The 18,868-nt window shown below is 71.3% G+C and carries 12 protein-coding genes; 5 read left to right on the plus strand and 7 right to left on the minus strand.

The features are described from left to right. Positions 1-1,080: a sensor histidine kinase gene (locus JOD27_RS01400; protein ID WP_204760275.1), complete on the plus strand. Its 1,080-nt coding sequence runs from the start codon at positions 1-3 to the stop codon at positions 1,078-1,080. Further along, entirely contained in the window at positions 1,077-1,700 is a 624-nt protein-coding gene (locus JOD27_RS01405; RefSeq protein WP_372441657.1) for a response regulator, read from the plus strand. The genes JOD27_RS01400 and JOD27_RS01405 overlap by 4 nt, the downstream gene beginning before the upstream one ends. 1 nt (position 1,701) lies before the next feature. On the opposite strand, the gene JOD27_RS01410 is transcribed toward JOD27_RS01405, so the two are convergent. Next, the gene (locus JOD27_RS01410; protein WP_307829808.1) at positions 1,702-3,060 is read right to left on the minus strand and encodes an amidohydrolase family protein; all 1,359 of its coding nucleotides are present in this window, start codon (positions 3,058-3,060) and stop codon (positions 1,702-1,704) included. Positions 3,061-3,241: 181 nt separating this feature from the next. Between JOD27_RS01410 and JOD27_RS01415 the strand changes: the two genes are divergently transcribed. The 3 genes from JOD27_RS01415 (at position 3,242) to JOD27_RS01425 (ending at position 7,656) form a co-directional block, all read left to right on the plus strand. Continuing rightward, the gene (locus JOD27_RS01415) at positions 3,242-4,462 is read left to right on the plus strand and encodes an extracellular catalytic domain type 2 short-chain-length polyhydroxyalkanoate depolymerase (protein ID WP_204760276.1); all 1,221 of its coding nucleotides are present in this window, start codon (positions 3,242-3,244) and stop codon (positions 4,460-4,462) included. Between the two features lie 129 nt (positions 4,463-4,591). Beyond that, positions 4,592-6,208, plus strand: coding sequence for a hypothetical protein (locus JOD27_RS01420; RefSeq protein WP_204760277.1), 1,617 nt, complete (start codon positions 4,592-4,594; stop codon positions 6,206-6,208). A gap of 62 nt (positions 6,209-6,270) precedes the next feature. Further along, entirely contained in the window at positions 6,271-7,656 is a 1,386-nt protein-coding gene (locus JOD27_RS01425; protein ID WP_204760278.1) for a toll/interleukin-1 receptor domain-containing protein, read from the plus strand. Positions 7,657-7,659: 3 nt separating this feature from the next. Here JOD27_RS01425 and JOD27_RS01430 read toward each other — a convergent pair whose 3' ends face one another. The 6 genes from JOD27_RS01430 to JOD27_RS01455 form a co-directional block, all read right to left on the minus strand. Next, on the minus strand, positions 7,660-10,284 hold the full coding sequence (locus tag JOD27_RS01430) for a PKD domain-containing protein (protein ID WP_204760279.1): 2,625 nt from the start codon (positions 10,282-10,284) through the stop codon (positions 7,660-7,662). Positions 10,285-10,287: 3 nt separating this feature from the next. Beyond that, the gene (locus tag JOD27_RS01435; RefSeq protein WP_204760280.1) at positions 10,288-12,858 is read right to left on the minus strand and encodes a PKD domain-containing protein; all 2,571 of its coding nucleotides are present in this window, start codon (positions 12,856-12,858) and stop codon (positions 10,288-10,290) included. Continuing rightward, positions 12,855-15,083, minus strand: coding sequence for a transglutaminase TgpA family protein (locus JOD27_RS01440; protein ID WP_204760281.1), 2,229 nt, complete (start codon positions 15,081-15,083; stop codon positions 12,855-12,857). Before JOD27_RS01440 ends, JOD27_RS01435 begins: the two co-directional genes overlap by 4 nt. Continuing rightward, positions 15,080-16,228, minus strand: a complete 1,149-nt coding sequence (locus JOD27_RS01445) for a DUF58 domain-containing protein (protein ID WP_204760282.1) — start codon at positions 16,226-16,228, stop codon at positions 15,080-15,082. The genes JOD27_RS01440 and JOD27_RS01445 overlap by 4 nt, the downstream gene beginning before the upstream one ends. Beyond that, on the minus strand, positions 16,225-17,181 hold the full coding sequence (locus JOD27_RS01450; protein ID WP_307829810.1) for an AAA family ATPase: 957 nt from the start codon (positions 17,179-17,181) through the stop codon (positions 16,225-16,227). Before JOD27_RS01450 ends, JOD27_RS01445 begins: the two co-directional genes overlap by 4 nt. Positions 17,182-17,331: 150 nt before the next feature. Further along, entirely contained in the window at positions 17,332-18,633 is a 1,302-nt protein-coding gene (locus tag JOD27_RS01455) for a helix-turn-helix domain-containing protein (protein ID WP_204760283.1), read from the minus strand. Between the last annotated feature and the right edge of the window lie 235 nt (positions 18,634-18,868).

The following is an 18,868-nucleotide window of genomic DNA, read 5'->3' on the forward strand; positions in this document are numbered from 1 at the left end:
ATGCACACCTGGGTTTCGCTGGTGCTGTGCGCCGCGGTGCTGGTCGCCGGGGTGTACGCCGCGGTGCTGGGGCTCGGCACCACCACGCTGCCGCTGCTGGTCGGTGGGCTGGTGCTGCTCGTGGCGGTGGACGTGATCGAGGCCCGCCGTTACCCGGTACGCACGCCGAAGCCGGTGGCGGCGGCTCTGCTCGCGTCGCGGGCCGCCCTGTACGCAGGCGTGTCCTTTGTGGACGGATCCGGGCTCGCGCGGGTGCTGCTGGTGCTCGTGCCGTTCACCGCGTACTTCGCTTTCGGGCAAACGATTGCGGTGTGGCTGGCCGCCGTGTGCCTGGCGGTGGCGGTGGTGAGCACGCCGCAGTGGTACGCCCACGCGGAGCGGGCGTCGGACCTGGTGATGTTCACCGTCGGGCTGGTGCTCGCGGTCGCGACGGCCGCGGTGGCGGTGCGCGAACGGGACGGGCGGATCCGGTTGCAGGAGTCGCATCGGACGGTGGCGGAGCTGTCGGCGGAGGCGGAACGGGCCAGGGTGGCCAGGGATCTGCACGACGACCTCGGCCACCACCTGACCGCGATCGTGGTGCAGCTGGAGAAGGCCGCCGCGTTCCACGACCACGAACCCGGCACCGCGAAGGCCGCCGTCCTCGACGCCGAGCGGTCGGCGCGGCGTGCGCTGAACGAGGTGCGCGAGTCGGTGCGGTCGCTGCGCTCGTTCCACCTGATCGCCGCTCTGGACGACCTGGTCGCGGGTCAGGACGACGTCACCCTCACCGTCAGCGGCTCACCGGAAGGGCACGACACCGGCGCCCTGCACGCGCTGTACCGGGCCGCGCAGGAGGGCATCACCAACGCGCGCAGGCATTCCGGCGCCACGTCCATCGCGGTCGCGGTCGACCTCGACGCCTCGCCGGTCCGGCTGACCGTGGCCGACGACGGACGTGGCATGGGCACGGCGCCGGAAGGGTTCGGGCTGCTCGGGATGCGGGAACGGGTCGCGCTGGCCGGTGGGCGGGTCGATCTCGCCAGCTCGTCGTCCGGCACGATGCTGACCGTGACGATCCCCGCGGCGAGGACCTGGTGACGCGCGTGCTGGTCGTCGACGACCAGCGGCTGATCCGCGAGGGCATCGCGTCGTTGCTGGGCCTGCAACCCGGCATCGAGGTCGTCGGCACCGCCGCCGACGGGCAGGAAGCCCTGGAGCAGGCGGTGCTGCTGGCGCCGGACGTGGTGCTGATGGACGTGCGGATGCCGGGGATCGACGGGGTCGAGGCCGTGGCGTTGCTGCGTCGTCGTGCTCCGTCCTGCCGGGTGGTCATGCTGACGACGTTCGACGACGAGGATTACGTCGTGCGCTCGCTGCGCGCGGGCGCGACCGGTTATCTGCTCAAGGACCTGCCGTCCCAGGAGCTGGCGGCCGCGGTCAAGCTCGCCGCGGCGGGCGTGGCCCAGTTCGACCCGGCCGCCGCGGCCCGGCTGGCCGCGGTGCTGGACAGGTCCGGTGGGCAGCGCGAACCGTTGACCGTGCGGGAGGTCGAGGTGCTGCGGCTGGTCGCGGCCGGTGCGACGAACCGGGAGATCGCCGAGCGGCTGCACCTGTCGGAGGGCACGGTGAAGAACCACCTCTCCCGGATCCTCGGCAGGCTCGGGTTGCGGGACCGGACCCAGGCCGCCCTCTACGCCCAGTCGCACGGACTGGTGTGACTCAGCGGTCCAGGTACTTCCGCACCCGGTCCGCTGCCGCCTGCGCGTCCGCGATCACGCGTTCGGTGTCACCGACCGCCCTGCCGTTCTTCTTCAGCGCCACGCCGTTCACGAACACCCACTGCACGTTCACCGGCTGCGTGTTGAAGACCAGCTGGCTCGTCCAGTCCACCTTCGGGGCGAAGTTCAGCGCCTGCGCGTCGATCACCTGCAGGTCGGCCTTCTTGCCAGGAGTCAGCGACCCGATCTGCTTCTCCAGTCCCAGCGCTTCCGCTCCGCCCAGCGTCGCCATCCGCAGCACGTCCGCGGGAGTGGGGTAGCGGGCAGGGTCCGCGGACTGCGCCCGTTGCAGGCCGACGGCCGCGCGCATGTCGTTGAACATGTCGGACGTGTCGTTCGTGCCACCGTCCAAGCCGAGGCCCACCCTCAGGTTGCGGGCCTTCATGTCCGGCACCCGCGCGACGCCGGAGGCCAGGCGCATGTTGGACAACGGGTTGTGCGCGATGCGGACGTCGTGCGCCGCGAGCTCGTCCAGTTCCGCGTCCGTCGCGTGGACGACGTGGTTCGCCAGCAGGCCGGGACGCAGCGCTCCTGCCCTGCGCAACACTCCCATCTGGTCGGTCGCCGGATCCGCTTTGGACTCCAGCAGGTGCACGTTCAACGGCACGTCCAGCTCTTCCGAGAGCTTCTCCGCCGCCTCGACGTCCGCCACGTTCCAGCTCGCCGGGTGCGTGCCGATCATCAGGTGCGCCAACGGGCTCCGGTCGATCACATCCTTCTTCACCCGGCGGACCTCCGGTGCGACCCACGAGTCCGCGCTCGCCATGAAGGCGAAGACGAAGCGCTGCTTCGAATCCGTCAGCGCCCGCAGGTTGCCGCGGGCGAAGTCGGGGTTGAACGCGTGCGACCAGTCCGTCACCGTCGTCACACCGGTGGAGATGGAGTCCAATGTGGACAGGCGGGTGCCCGCGTAGGCGTCGGTGCCGTCCACCGGTGAGCCCCGCAGCGGCAGAACGCAGCCGTTGAGCCACCCGTTCAGCTCCTTGTCCGTCGCGCAGCCGCGGATCAGGGACTGCCACAGATGCGTGTGCAGGTCGACGAAGCCGGGCATGACGATCTTGCCCTTGCCGTCGATCACCTTGGCGCCCGCGGCGGACATCCCCTTGCCGACGCTCGCGACGTGGTCGCCTTCGATCAGCACGTCGGCGTCTTCGAGCGTGCCCAGCGCGCTGTCCATCGTGAGCACCATGGACGCGTTGCGGATCAGCGTCCTACCGGTCTCGTTGTCCCTGCCGAGGTGGACGAGGAACACGCTGCCGAGGATCAACGCCAGCGTCAGCGCGAACAGTCGTTTCTCCACACGGGCGACGGTATCGGCAACCGCGCCACGACTCCTACCACTGTTCCGATCCGGCGCAATGGTGCGACTCGACGTGCGGCGGCGGTCCGAGGTGGAGGTCGTCCACGTGGTCTTGTCCTTTTATCGGCTCCTAGCATCAGGTTTCCCTGCATTTCTTGCCTGCAACGGCGGAGGCGATCACATGCGATTGAGGAACGCGTTCCTGGCACTCGCGGCGGCGACGGGCCTGGCCGCGACCGGCTTGACGATGTCGATGGCGGCGGTTCCGGCGCCACAGCCCGGCACCCTCGGCGGCTACGACATCACCGGCACCTACGTCAGCGGCCTGTCGTCCGGCGGCTTCATGGCCAACCAGCTCCACGTCGCGTACTCCGGCCTGTTCCAGGGCGCCGGCATCTTCTCCGCCGGCGCCTACGACTGCGCCCAGAACAACGTGAACACCGCCCTGTACGCGTGCATGGACACCTACCAGCAGCGCAAAACCCCGGCAGAGCTGGAACAACTCACCAGGAACCGGGCGGCGGCCGGCACGCTCGACTCGCCGCAGAACCTGTCCGGCGACCCGGTGTGGCTCTTCCACGGCAGCGCCGACGACACGGTCGACCGCGCGGTGAACGACGACCTCGCCACCTACTACCGCGATTTCGGCGCGAGGGTCGTCTACGACAACACGTCCGCGGCCGGGCACGCCTGGGTCAGCCCGATCGGCCCGAACAGCTGTAACGCCACGTCGTCCCCGTACGTCAACAAATGCGGCACGACGGACCCGGTGAAGGAAATGCTGAGCCACCTGTTCGGCCAGGTGAACGCGGCCGCCTCGACGTTGTCCGGCAAGCTCGTCCAGTTCGACCAGAGCACGTACGTGCCCGGCGGCAACCCGGCGTCGGTGAGCATGGGCCGGGAGGGTTTCGCTTACGTGCCGACGGCGTGCGAGTCTGGGCCCTGCAAGCTGATGGTGACGCTGCACGGCTGCTACCAGTACTACGGCCTCGTCGGCAACGCGTTGATGGACAAGGCTTATCTCAACGAGTACGCCGACACCAACAACATGATCGTGCTCTACCCGCAGGCCACCACGATGGCCGGAAACCCGCGCGGCTGCTGGGACTGGTGGGGCTACCAGTCCGCGCAGTACCCGCTCAAGACGGGCCCGCAGATGACGGCGGTGGTGAACATGGTCAAGGCGATGTCCGGTGCGCAGCCGACCACTCCGCCCACGACGACCACGCCGATCTCGGACTGCGTGACCGCGAGCAACTACGCGCACACCACCGCTGGTCGTGCGTATGCCGTTGCGGGGCAGACCTATGCGATGGGGTCCAACCAGGCGCTCGGGCTGTGGAACACCTTCACCAGCAGCAGCATCCGCCAGAGTTCTCCGAACTACTGGGTGAAGTGCTGAGAAAAGCCCGGACCCTTCTGCCGTTACGTGCGCGCGGGCAGTCTTTTCTGCCCGCACGGTCGTTGCCGTTCACACTGCTGCCCTGAGACGGTCGAGGGGGCGGAACGCACGACAGCTTGGAGACCTCGCATGCGGACTCGGCTGGAGAACCCCGCTGCCCGGCCCGCGCCGCGCACTCCGGCCGTCACGGTATTTCCGGGTGGTCACAGCGTTCTCGAGCTGCAGCGAGCCGCGGGCAACCGCGCGGTCGGCCGGCTCCTGTCCCAGACGGTCCAGCGATGTGGACCTGTTCCGTGCGACTGCACCGACGAGGAGCGGCAGGCCAAGACGGTGCAACGGCAGACCGTGCAACGGCAGCCCGCGCGGCGTCGTCAGTCCACCCCCGTGCTGACGGTGTGCTGGGCCCCGATCGGCATGCTGGGTCTCGGCAGGGTCGGCGGCATGCACGGGATCATCAACGTCGGTGCGCACGGACGCAGGCAGCACCTCGAGGTCGATCCGACGCAGCACCAGGCAGGCTTGCCCCTGCACAGCCATGTCGTGGTCCGCAACGGCTGGCGCACGACCGGCACGTGCACCACGACCGCGATCACCGTCGCCCAGGCCGACGCCATCATGGCGGCCGGTGCCGAGTACGAGGGCGTCGACGTCCGGTACGACCCGGTCAGCGGCCCGAACAGCAACTCGTTCGTGGACTGGACCCTCACCCGAGCAGGCGTCCCGTCGTCCGCGCTCGGCAGCCCGCCGGCGGGTGCGCTGCAGTGGGACTACTACGCGCAACACCCCGGCGAACGCGGCCGGCCACCCGGTGTCGGCCGCCCGGTGGCACCCACGACCGCCTCCTGCACCCGGCGTTTCCGGCCGACCTCGACGATGGCCGGCTACGTCGATCTGCTGCGCCACGCCGAACTCGCCCTGATGGACTGCGGCCGCGCCGGTCTCGAGGACCGGCTCATCCTGCTGAGCGGCATCTACTACGGAACGCTCTGGAGCCGCGACTACGCGACCGAGCACGATCTGGGGCGCAACGCGGGCTTCAGCGTGTACACCGCGCACGTCACCGCCGCTGCCGCGGACGACCCGCGGTTGTGCCTGCGCTGCGGGTTGTTCGAAGCGTTGCGGCAGAGCCAGGACGTCACGGGTCCGGCCGGGCGGGTGGACATGGGACACGTGATCACCGGCCTCAACGCAAGGATGCGCACGGCCTCCCGGTCGGTTCCCCTGCCGCTGCAGGGCGCCACCGGGATGGAGTCCGTCACCTGGGCCGGCGACCTCGGTGGAGCCACCGGACGACTGGCGATGGACCGGGCGACGAACCCTTCGGCGGCTCCCGGCCGCTATTTCCGGGGTACCGACTACGGCGCGTCCAGCAATCTCGAGGGAGACGTCGCCGCGTTCGTCGTCGGCACCGGACGCCCGCGCAGGGTGGAACCTCTCACCGTGCCGACACCGGGCACGGTGGCCGATCTCCTGCAGAGCTACTTCCTGTCCCGCCGGGGCAGCGGCGATCACCACCGCCACTTCCTGGAGCTCTACGGCGCCCAGTTCGACAGCGGCGGCCGCCTCCTGAACCGCGCGGACGTCGAGACCACGTTCGCGGACAAGCTCGCGAGCTTCGGACGCTTCTACGTCGTGCAGCGCTACGGAGTGGCCGCCTGGTCCCGTGCCGCAAGCCTTTCCGACGCCGGCCGCGACGTCGCCCGCGTGTTCGTGGACTGGCTGCTCGACAGGATGAGAGCACGCTGATCCCGTCGCCCAACCGGTCAGTAGTCTCCAGACCCGGAGCTCACCATGAGAGGGTTTGGGCGATGCCTGGCGTGTTCGTCAACTACCGCACCGGAGACGGTGAATGGGCTGCTGCCCTGGTCAAGCGGGAGTTGGGTGCGCGCTTCGGTGCTGACCAGGTGTTCTACGCGAGCCAGTCGATCCGCCTCGGCGAGGACTTCTCCCGCGAGATCCTGAGCGGCCTGCGCCGGTGCGAGGTGCTGCTCGCGATCATCGGGCCACGCTGGTCAGCCGCCGTCGACCGCGAGGGCGTCCGACGACTCGACAAGGCCGACGACTGGGTCCGGCGCGAGATCACCGAGGCCTTCCAGTGCGGGCTGCGCGTCATCCCCGTGCTGATGGACGGCATCGACCCGCTCAGCGAGGCCGACCTGCCGGACCCGCTGAAGCGGCTGGCGCGGTGCCAGTACCTGCGCATCCACCACCGCAGCGACGACCTCGACCTGCCCCGGCTGGTGGACGAGCTGGTCGAGCTGGTGCCGGAACTCGTCACCGCGAAGGCGCCGCCGGTGCCGCGTCCCGACCGCCCGGCCGAGGGCGAGCTGCGCAGCACCGTCACGGAGTTCCGCCAGGCGCTGGCCGAACCCGTGGGCCAGACGGTGAGCGACCGCGTCCGCGCCGCGTCCGCCGCGGCACTCGACCTGCTGGCGGAGACGCGCTACCCCGTCTCCGGTCACCTGGACGAGAACGATCTCCCCGCCGAGCTGGAGAAGCGGCTCACCGGCTACGAGCACGACATGGCGCCGTTGCTGCGGCTCGTCGCCATCGGTGTCCGGTCCGGTGATCGCCGGCACGACGACCTGTGGGTCACGCTGGTCGAGCGGTTCCTGCGCCCGTCGCCACACGACCGCGGCGCGCGGGAAGTGTGGGTGAACGCCTCGGCCTATCCGGCGTTGCTGCTGGTCTACGTGATCGGCGTGGCGGCGGTGGAGGCGGACCGGGAGGACCTCGTCCACCGCCTGCTGTGCCAGACCTCGATCATCGAGGCCGACGGCCGGTCCACTCCGGTGCTGCGTCTTCTGGCTCTGCGCAACGTCGTCGACCCACGGCACGCCGCGGCGCTGCCCGCGTGGGGTGGCGTGCCTCCGCACCAGGCGTTGAGTGTGCAACTGAGGCAAGTGTTGAGCAGGGTGTTCTTCAATGTCGTCGACGGCAGCGCGTTCGAGTGGGCGTTCGCGGACTTTGAGTTCCTGCGCAGCCTGCTGGAGCTGCACGACGGCGCGTTCTCCTCGCTCGGCGAGTTCGCGGTTCGGCTCGACCGGGTCGACGACGTGATCTACGAACGCAACCTGGCGCGCCTCAACGCGGACTCGGCCCTGCTGCGGGCCGGGGCGTTCGGCGGTGATCCCGATCGGGTCGCGGCGGCCTGGCGCGAGCTGCGCCAAGCCACCAGAGCCCGCTACTCGTAGCCGTCATTCGATGTCTTCCAGCAGAACCAGGCTGTAGTACCAGCCGGCGGCGACGGCCAGCACGCCGTGGTTGTACGGGGGCGGTACCGATGCCTCGCCGTGTGCGTTGCTGCCCCAGCCGACCACGGAGCCGTCCGTCTTCAACGCCAGGTTGTGCGTGAAGTTGGTGGCGAACGAAGCGACACCGGCCTGGGCTGCGGGCGGCACCTCGTACTCGTCGTCCGCCGTGCTCACTGCGGCAGGCCATCCGGGTCGGCCCCAGGAGATCACCTTGCCACCCGGCTTCAGGGCCAGGCTGTGGCCCGTGCCGGCGGCGACCGCGGTGACGCCGCTGAGGGCCTCCGCCGGAACGCTCGACTGACCGGCCCAGTTGGCGCCCCAGGCGATGACGGATCCGTCCTCCTTCAACGCCAGGCTGTGGCTGCCGCCGGCGGCGATCGCGGTGACGCCGCTCAGGGCCTGCGGAACGTCCAGCTGACCGGCGAAGTTGTCGCCCCACGCGATGACGGAGCCATCCGCCTTCAATGCCACGTTGTGGACGCCGCCGGCCGCGATCGCGATCACGTCGTGCAAGGCCTGCGGTGGAACGTCCGTCTGGCCGAAGCTGTTGTCGCCCCAGGCGATGACGGAGCCGTTCGCCTTCAGTGCCATGTTGTGGCGGTCGCCGGCGGCGATCGCGGTGACGCCGCTCAGTGCGTCCTCTGGAACGTCAGTCTGACCGGCGGAGTTGTCGCCCCACGCGATGACGGAACCGGCCGCCTTCAACGCCAGGCCGTGCTCGGTCCCGGCATCGATAGCGACCACACCGCTCGAGGCGGTGGGCGGAACCTCCGTCTGGCCCATGTTGTCGAGACCCCACGCCTTGACCGCGCCCCGGGAGACCCTGAGCTGACGGGACGACTGCGCGGTGCGCGTGCCGCTCGTGACGGTGAGGGAGACGGTGTAGACGCCGGGTTCGGCGAACCTGTGGTCGAACTCCGCGGTGTCCGCGGTGATCAGGGGAGTGGTCGTGCCGGGCTTGCTCACGGTCCAACGCCGGCTGTCGAGGCGACCGGTGGTGTCCGCGCTGAGGTGCACCGACTCGCCGATCACCGGCCGTGGCCGTCGGACGTCGATCCGGGTGATGCCAGGAGGCGCCTCCGCCGGGACGACGGTCACCACCGTTTCCGGCTCCACGCTGCTCCCGTTGCCGAGGGTCGCGGTGGCGCGGACGGTGAAGCTGCCCGGTTGCTGCCAGCGGTGACGGACGGTGGCGCCGACCGCCTCCGTTCCGTCGCCGAACGACCAGTGGGTGGTGGCGGTGCCGGCGGGCCGGAGCAGGACGGTCAGTTCGAACTCGTCTCCGACCACACCGCGGTTGCCCGGCCGGACCACGATGGACGCCGTGGCCTCCTGCGCCCGCGGTGGCGGGTTCGGCTGCGGCGTCGAGCTGCTCCGGCCGGGGAGTCCCTGTCCGGGTTGCTGCATCCTGTGGTCGATCTTCGTCGCCTGTGCCAGCGGATCCGGCGCGGGCGTGGCCTCGTCCGCCGTGGGGCCTTCCGTGTACTTGGTGATCGTCTTGACGTCGCCTGCCAGGTCCAGCACCCCGGCCGTGCTGCCGTTCGGGTCGTTGAAGAAGACGATGCCGTCCCTGGCGATCAGCTCGAACCGGACCGGCCGGTCGAACAGCTGGCGCTGCGCGACCATCCTGGAGGTGGCGAGATCGACGATCGTGGCCTGCCCGGTGGAGTGGTCGGGCACCACGGCGTCCCTGCCGACCTCGACCGGGCTGCCGAGCTCCGCACCCGCGGAACTGACCTGCACGGGCTCGGTGCAGCCGGTGTCGAACGCGCACGAGATCAGCTCGCCCCGGCTGCCGGTCGCGATGAGCACCCCGGCCCGGTCGGCGGACCCCGTGATCACCGTCGTGTCGTCGGTGTGTGCGTCGAGCCGCACCGACCGCGCGACCGCACCGGTCTCGGGGTCGAGCAACTCGGCCGTGCCGTGTTCGGAATCCACCAGCACCGGCCGGCCCTTGCTCATCGTCAGGTGACCGCTCCTCGTTGCGGCGGAACGGGTTCGCCGATGTCCCCGGTCCAGCCAGACCAGGTCGCCGGTCGTGTCGTCGATCGCCCACACCCGGCCCTGCTCGTCGACCCCGGCGCTGCCCGGCCTGATCGCCTCCGCCAGCCGTCGCGGTTCGCCTCGCGGCGCGAGCGCCGCCGGGTCGACCACGGCCGTCATTCCACTGTGGACATCGACCACGTGCAGTGCGTCCGGACTGGGCAGCACCACCAGCCCGTCGCTCGCCGGGAGCACCGGCACCGGCGGGGTGGCCCGTTCGGTGGCGCTGTCGACACCGCTCACCCTGCCGGTCTTCCGGTCGAGCACAACGGCTCCGCTGCCCAGCTGGGCGACGGTCAGCTCCGTGCCGGCCTCGGCGACCGGCACGTGGGCCGTCACCTCGGCGGCAGCGCCGTCCACCAGGGTTGCCTCGCCGGTCTGGCCGGACGCCAGCCAGACCGTGCCGGAACGCATGCGCACGTGCGAGGTGTGATAGCCCGGTCCCACCACGAGAACGGCCGCGGTGGTCGCGGCGACGGCGGCGAGGGCGGTCAGGAACCGGGTGCGCCGGGTCAGCCGTGTCATCGGTCAGTCCGTCCCTTCCACGAGGATCAGGCTGAAGTCGTTGCCCGCCGCGACGGCCAGCACGCCGCTGCTTCCTGGCGGTAGCGGGTCCGTGTCGTAGCTGACGAGACCCCATCCGAACGCGGTGCCGTCCGCCTTCACCGCCAAGGCGTGCTGGCGGCTGAGGTCCATCGCGACGACACCGCTGCGCGCTTCCTCCGGCACCCAGGAGGTCTTCTCCTTCCGGCTGCCCCAGCTGATGACCGAGCCGTCTTCCTTCAACGCCAGGCCGACGCTGCCGCCCAGGGCGAGTGCGCGCACGCCACCGGAGATGGTGGGCGGACTTGTTCCCTGAAACGGGCCTTCGCCCCAGACGAAGAGGGAGCCGTCGGCTTTCCGCACCAGACTGGTTCCGTCCCCGGCGGCGATCGCCACCACGCCACTGGACGCCTCCGCAGGGGTTGTCGCCTCCAGACCGGAGCCCCAGGCGACGACGGAGCCGTCCGACTTCAACGCCAGGCTGTGCCAGTACCCGGCGGCGACCGCGACCACACCGTGCCGGGCCTCTTCCGGTACGGCCGATTCCCCGCTGTGGCCGCCCCAGGCGATGACGGAGCCGTCCGCTTTCAACGCCAGGCTGTGCTGGCCGGCGGCAGAGATCGCGATCACGCCGGTGGTCGCCTCTTGAGGCACGTCCAGCTGTCGATCGTCGTTCGCTCCCCATGCGATCACGCGACCGCCGGCTTTCAACGCCACCGCGTGACTTTCCCCAGCGTCGATCGCGATCACGCCGCTCTCGGCCGCCTGCGGAACGTTCATCGGCCAGTCCTCCCGGCTCAGGGCCTTGACGGCGCCTCGCGCCACGGTGAACTGGCGGGACGACTGCGTGGCCTGGGATCCCTTGGTGACGGTGAGCGCGACGGTGTACCGGCCGGGTGTGGCGAACCTGTGGTCGAACCCGGCTGTCCGCGCGGTCACCTCGGGTGCCGGCTGACCTGACCGCGTGACCGTCCACTCCCACCTGTCCGGCTCACGAGTGGTGTCGGCGCTGAAGTGCACCTGCTCGCCGATCACCGGCTTCGGCCGGCTGACGGCGAGTGCGGTGATCCGCGGCGGCGCTCCCCGCGGCACCACGGTCACCGTGGTTTCCGCCTCTGCTCGCCTTCCCGTGCCGAAGGTGGCGGTCGCGCGGACGGTGAAGACACCCGGCTCGAGCCAGGCGTGCCGGACAGAGGAGCCGGAGGCGTCGGTTCCGTCGCCGAACGACCATCGGATCATGGCGTCGGCGGCGTGCTCGACCACGAAGGTCAGCTCGAACTCGTCGCCGGCCACACCGCTGTCGCCGGGCTCGACCACGATGGACGCGGCCGGGCTCGAGACCGTCAGGTCCGGCCGGCTGTTCTGGTGGGGTCGCCCCAGCCCGATCCTCTGCTTCTCCTGGCCGGTCTTCCTCACCTCGTCCGCCCGCACGGACCGGTCGGGTGTCGGTGTGGGCTGGTCCGTGGCAGGGTTCTCGGTGTACTTGGTGATCGTCCGGACTGCGCCCCACAGGTCCAGAACGCCGGCCTTGTTGCCGTTGGGGTCGTTGAAGAAGACGATGCCGTCGCGGGCGATCAGCTCGAACGCGGTCGGCCGCTCGAACAGCGCGCGCTGGGCCACCACGCGCGACGTCGCGAGATCGATGATCGTCGCCTGCCCGGTGGAGTGGTCGGGCACCACCGCGTGATCGTCGACCTCGACCGGTGCACCGAGATCGGCACCCGCGGAACCCACCTTCACGGGTGTGGCGCAGGTCCCGGTGCCGAACGTGCACGAGATCAGCTCGCCGCGGGTGCGCACCGCGATCAGCAACCGGGACCGGTCGGCGGAGCCGCTGACGACGACCGCGTCGCCTGCACGGAGATCCGGCCGCAGGGAACGCAGGACAGCGCCGGTCTCGGGGTCGAGCAGCTCCGCCGTGCCGTGCTCGGGATCCACCAGCGCGGGCAGGCCCTGCGTGATCGAGAGGAGACCGCTCCTGGTCGCCGTGGCACGGGATCGTCGTCGACCCCGGTCCACCCAGACCAGGTCGCCTGTCGTCTCGTCGATCGCCCACACCCGGCCCCGTCCGTCGGCGACGACGCTGCCCGGCCTGACCGCGCCGGCCAGGTGCTCGGGTTCGCCCTTCCGCGCGAGCGTGGCGGGATCGACGGCGGCGACCGCTCCACTGTGGACGTCGACAGCGCGCAGCCCGTCCGGCGAGGGCAGCAGGACCAGGCCGTCGCTCTCCGGGAGCACGGACGCCGGGCCGGAGACCTGTTCGGTCGCGCTGTCGATGCGGCTCAGCGCACCGGTCTTCCCGCTCAGGACGACGGCGGCGCCGTCCTGATGAGTCACGCTCAGCGCGGTGCCCGCGGCGGCGACCGGCACGTGGGCCTTCACCTCGGCGGAAGCACCGTCCACCAGCGTCGCCTCCCCGACAGGGCCGGACGCGAGCCAGACCGCGCCGGAGAGCATTCGCACCTGTGGGGGCTCATAACCCGGCCCCGCCACCAGAACAGCGGCGGCGATCACGGCGACGGCGCCGAGCGCGACCCTGACGTGTGCCGGTTTCATCGGTATCGCCCTGTCTCGAGGCTTTCTCCCGCGTGCCGCCTGCGCCGCGCGACGCTCCACGAGGTCCACAGTGGACGCGGGTCCAGCGCGGCGCGAAGGCGTGCCGCGGACAGGCGACCGGGATAGAGCTCGGCGTTCAGCCGTGCCACCAGTTCCCAGGCCTCGTCGGCGTCGTGACGGTCGAGGTGCTCCGGCGCGTAGATCGCCTTCGTCGCCAGTTCCGCGGTCGCGGCGATCGGGTTCGCCGCGCCGCCGAGGCTGCCGCGCACGTGCTGCGCCACCTCGTGGAACGTGAGTGAGACCGGTGGTGAGACACCGCGTTCGACCAGCCGGTCGAGCTGTTCCTGCCACGCGCCGAGCACCCGCGCCGCGTGATCGGGATCGCGGCGCCGCCGCCTGCGGCGATGAGCCTTGCCGAACACCACGAACCCCGCCGTGAGCAGCACGAGCAGAACCACCGACGGAACCAGCACCAACGTGCCGTTCAGGACGTTGTCCCAGTGGAACCCCCGCTCGTCCGGCGCATCGGCGGGCGGTGAGTCCGCCCGCGGCGCGGGCACCGGCGCGGTGGTCGCCGGGGAGGGCTGCGGCGGGACCACGCGGGGTGCCTCCGGCGGTGGGTTCCGCGTGATCCCGTCATTGGTGCGGGTGGGGTCGTACGCGACCCAGCCGTACCCCGCGAAGTGCACCTCGGGCCACGCGTGGGCGTCGGCGGTGGTGACCTGGAAGACACCGTTCTCGGCGGGGCGCAGGCGATAGCCGACCGCGACCCTCGCCGGATACCCCCACATCCTGGCGATCACCGTGAACGCCGCGGCGTACTGCTCGGCGTACCCGCCGCCCGCGTCCCCTTCCGCCAGCGCGCGGGCGATGGCGGCGTAGGAATGCCCCGGTGGCCGGTTCGGCCGGTGGTCCAGGGTCAGCAGAGCGGCTTCGAGGGAGCGGAGACGGTCGCGGGGAAGGGTGCCGTTCTGTTCCGCCACCGACGCGGCCAGCGTGCGCACCGCTTCCGGAACACCGGCGGGAAGCGGTGGCGAGTGGGTCGTCGTCGTGGTGGCCTGTGCCAGGTCACCGTCCCACACGTAGACCTCGCCGGTGACGTCGTAGCTGAATCCCGCCGAGGTGGGGCCGGTGCTCACCACCACGCCCGAGCCTGGGTCGAACCCGAACCGCCCACGGGTCTCGCCGGGCCCGTCCAACCGGGACGGCCAGCCGATGACCGGCAGGTACGGGCCGGCGAGTCCCTGCAGTTCGATGCGCGCCGTCACCGGCTTGCGGTGCTGGAGTGCGGGGTCGACGGTGAGATGGCTTCCCGCCACGCGGTAGGTGTCGGTAGCGGTCCACGTGGTGCCGTCGAACGTGTCCAGCGCGGCGGTGCGCACCCGGTCGACGGGCATGGCGCCGTCGGGGCCCATCCGCACGGTGAACAACGGGCGGGGCGGGGACTCGTTGAGCTGTTTCTTCAGCAGGGACAGCGGGGTGAGGGCGTCGGTGCTCGCGACCGGTGGGGCGAGCAGGTCACGTGGGTCGAAGCGGTGTCGGCCGGATGCCAGGGGTGACACCTGGCCGCCTGCCACGCCGAACAGCGCGCTGGCGGCGACCGTCGAGCCCACGACGACGAGGGCGACGACCGGTCTGGACGACTGGCGTTCGACGCGGACCGTGCCGTCGCCCGTGTGGCGGTGGGTGCGGATCGCGATCACGACCAGTGCCGCGGCCAGGAACGCGACGGTGGCGAGCAGGTGTCCGCCTGCCTGGTTGCCCACGGCGAAGAGGGCGAACAGGAAACCGGCCAGCGACGGTGCGAGCGGTGCCAGAGCGTTCCGCGTGCGCAGGACGAGCAGAACCGACGAGAACGTCGCGGCCCACACCACCAGGGCCGGTGCCGCGAGCAGTTCGCCCCACGTGTCGGCGGGCGCGGTCACGGTGAGCAGGCGGTTCCAGCTGCCGCGCAGTCCACTGAGGACGGCGGAGGCGTCGCCGCGGAACACGCCGTAGACCATGACCAGGGTCAGCCCCGCGCCCGCCAGGATCGGGGTGACCCAGGCACGCCGGTGGCCCAGCGCGGCCGCCACGCCGCCGGCGAGGCACGCCGCCGCGAGCACGACGAGGTAGTCGTGCGTGGCGAAGAAACGGTGGTACACCAGGGCTCCGGCCGCGGACGCCACCATCGCCGGCACCACCTCGGCGAGCCGGGCGTCCGGGGTGAACCTCCGCCAGGTCATCGCAGCACCAGCCGGTTCCAGCTGGCGGCGAACTGCTCGCTGGTGGGGGCGGCGACCGCGAGCACGCCGCGCGGCCGCGCCGGCAGGGCGGAGTCAGGGGCGACGAGCTGGGCGAGGTTGACCGAGAGGAACCTGTGGCGCAGCCGCATCAGCAGTTGTGCCGCGTCGGTGCCCACGCGGCCGGTGACGACGGTCAGCGCGACGCCCTCCGTGTCGGAGACCACGTCCCGCACGAGGTCGGAAAGACCGGCGAGGCCAGGGTCGGTGGCAGCGCAGTCCACTATGGACAGAAGTTCCAGTGCGGTCTCGCTTGATTCCCTTTCCACACCACGGGTCGTGCGCAGGCGCAGCGGCAGCCCGGATCGTTCGGCGGCGACGCAGAACGACGCGGCGACGCGGACCGCGTCCTCGAACAGCGAGCCGGGGTAGGGCGCGGAGCTGGTGTCCAGCACGACCAGCTGGCGCGGCTCGTCGGGCACCACCACGTGGCGGGTCATGACCGTGCCGGTCCGAGCCGTTGCGCCCCAGTGGATGCGTCGCCAGTCGTCGCCGGGCACGTACTCCCGCAGGCTGTGGAACGCCACGCCGCCCAGGGGAGCGCTGCTGACCGTCTGGCCTTCCGCGTCCTGGGGGCCGCCGGTCGCGATCGTGGCCAGCAGGTGCACGCGGGGGTAGACGTGCACGACCAGCTCACCGCCGCACGGGCGGCCGCGGTGCAGCAGACGCAGCGGGTCGGAGTGCCCGAGCCGCACCGGTGGGATCACGTAGCGCCCGCGGCGGGCGACCGGGAGCGGGTAGCCGACCGTGCAGCTGTGGCCCGCGGCCAGCGCGGGCACCGCGACGGTGGTGCGGTGCCCGCCGACCGTCTCGGCGATCCTCAGCGGAGGGCTGCCGCGCCTGCCCACGTTCGTCACGGTCAGCGTGGCCTGGGCGGCGCCACCGGCGAACACGCGCCTCGGCCGGACCTCCCGCACCACCGTCAGCCGGGGCGTCGCCACCAGCCAGGCCACGGCCACCAGCAGGGCGCCCGCCGCGGCGAGTCCGAGCGTCACCAGTTCGGGATAGTCCGCCCACCCGCCCAGGGCCACGAGGGCCACGGCGGCGCAGGCCATCGCCGCTCCGGATCTGGTCAGCACAGCGCTCACCGGCCTGCCGGTACCGGCGCGGCGGCCAGGACGTCGGTGAGGACGGATTCGGTGGTGTGGCGCTGGATCCGGGCTTCCGGAGTGAGCAGCAGGCGGTGGTTGAGGACCGGGACGGCCACGGCCTTGACGTCGTCGGCGGTCACGTAGGGGCGGCCCGCGGCGAGGGCGTAGGCCTGGGACGCGGTCACCAGGGCGATGCCGCCTCGCGGGCTCACGCCCAGTTCGACGTCGGGGTGGACCCTGGTCGCGCGGACCAGGCGGGCCACGTACTCGCGGAGGTTGTCGGCCACGCGCTGGTCGCGGACCGCGCGGATCATCAGGCGGAGGTCGTCGAGCTCCATCACGGACTTCAGCTCGTCCGGGCGGCGGCGCGTGACGCCGTAGGACAGGACGCTCACCTCGTCGGCGAGGTCCTCCGGGTAGCCGATGCTGACGCGCATCATGAACCTGTCGAGCTGCGCCTCCGGCAGCGCGTAGGTGCCCTGGTGCTCCACCGGGTTCTGGGTGGCGATGCACAGGAACGGGTAGGGCACCGGGATCGGGCGGCCGTCGACGGTCACCTGGCCCTCCGCCATGACCTCGAGCAGCGCGGACTGGGTTTTCGGTGATGCTCGGTTGATCTCGTCGCCGAGCAGGATGTGGGTGAAGACGGGGCCCTGGCGGAACTCGAAGCGCGACCGGCCCTGGTCGTAGACCTGCACGCCGGTCACGTCGGACGGCAGCAGGTCGGGGGTGAACTGGATGCGCTTCACCTCCGCGCCCGCGACCGAGCGGGCGATCGCCTTCGCGAGCGACGTCTTCGCCACGCCCGGTACGTCCTCGATCAGCAGGTGGCCCTCGGCGAGCAGGCACACCAGTGCCAGCCTGACCACCTCGGGCTTGCCGCGGATGAAGTCCTCGACGTTCGCCGCCAGCGCCTCGAACCTGCGCTGGAAGATCGCGGCATCGGACACTTCATCGCCCCCATCGTGCGTACATCAGCAGTCGGTCCGGTCGGTCGTGGTTCAGGCAGGCCCAGATGCCGCGGAGGTCGACGCTGGTGACGCGCTCGAAGTTCTCGACGGGCTCGTCGGCGGCGTCGGTGGGCGGGACCTGGCTGCCTGTCAGTGAATAGGGCTGCGCAGCGCGGCGTTCAGGCGGGGGTGGACCTCGCGGACAGTGGCGTGGTCGCGTTCGCGGCCGAGCAGGCGGGCCAGGCGTTTGAGGTCCTGCCGGACGGTGGCCGAGTCGACCAGGTCGGCGGCGTCGAGGACCTTCGCGGTCAGGGTGCTCGCGTGGTCGATGTCGCCTGCCGCGGCGTAGGCGAGGGCGCGGCGGGCACCGAAGCGCGCATGGGTGCGGTGGGCCGTGTCGGGCACCAGGGACAGCTGCCGGTCCAGCACGTCGGCCGCTTCGCGCGAGCGGCCGAGGTCGTGCAGGCACCAGGCCGCGACCAGGCTGTTCAGGTCGGCGCCGCTCACGGAGGCCGAGCCGATCACCATGCCGTTCGACGTGTCGGCCTTGTCGAGCAACGCGGCGGCGCGGTCGAGCGCGCGCCGGCAGTTGTCGTAGTCGCACGCCAGCGCGTGGCCCTGCGCCTCGCGCAACGCGGCGAGCCCCTGCACCCGCGGCGACGTGCCCGGTGCCGCCTGCGCCCGCTGGGCGAGGTCGATCGTGCCGACGGCGTCGTCGCGGTAGAGCGTGATCAACGCCTGCCTGATCAGCGAGTACGTGGCGAGCTCGGTGTCGCCGGCCGCGGCACCCATCTCGACGGCGTTGCGGGTCCACCACATCGCGGCCCTGTCGTCACCGGCCTCCTGTGCCATCCACCCCGCGTACTCGCTGTAGCGCGCGGCCAGCCCGAGCAGCTCCTCGCGGATCGGCGAGGGCGCGCCGTTCGCCATCCCGCGCAGGGTGTGGGTATGCACCGTGACCATCGGCAGCACCACGCTCGGGCTCGTCGTCTGTCCCAGCTGCCTGACCTGGGTGAACAACGATCGGAACGCCGCCAGCGTGCCGTCGTGGGCCGCTGCCGCCGAGGCACTGCGCGGCGCCCCCAGCGTCAGCCCCAGCAACGAGGCCGCGCCTGTCGCGATCGCCTCCCGCCGAGGCATCGGAACCATCCAGCTCGATCCGTCCGGAGCCATGCTCATCACCCACACTTCGCCGTCGCCATCGGCCGCGACGGCTGCCGGCGGGCTCGCGGGAGCGGGCTGGTCGACCAGACTGGCCAGACGTCCACCGGCTCCGAGTACCGCGTCACAGCGCCGGGCCAGATCAACACCTGGTTGTTTGATGCCAGTCTCGATCTTGCCCAGATAGCCCTTGCTGTAGTGGACCCGCGCCGCGAGGCTCGCCAGCGACAGGCCCGCCGCGGTGCGGAGGCGCCGCAGTTCCACACCAAAGGCATCCGACTGCTCAGCCATGAGTCCCGCCCCCAGCCGCCGCTCCAGGCATCGTGTGCACGGCGGCGGACCCCTCAGTACCGCCGGGCTGAGCCCGGCGACCAGTGAATCGACCGTTGCAGACTACTGAGCCTCCTGGCCGAAGGCCCAGACCCGAAGCGCCGGTGAGGGCTTGTCGTCTGGCTGCACGATCCGAGTCTGGAGGGCCCTCCCGCCGATTCCCAGGCGTCTCCCGTCGCCTGTGCCGGTGGGAGAC

The organism is Lentzea nigeriaca, from assembly GCF_016907955.1.
In the GTDB taxonomy this organism is placed as follows: Bacteria; Actinomycetota; Actinomycetes; order Mycobacteriales; family Pseudonocardiaceae; genus Lentzea; species Lentzea nigeriaca.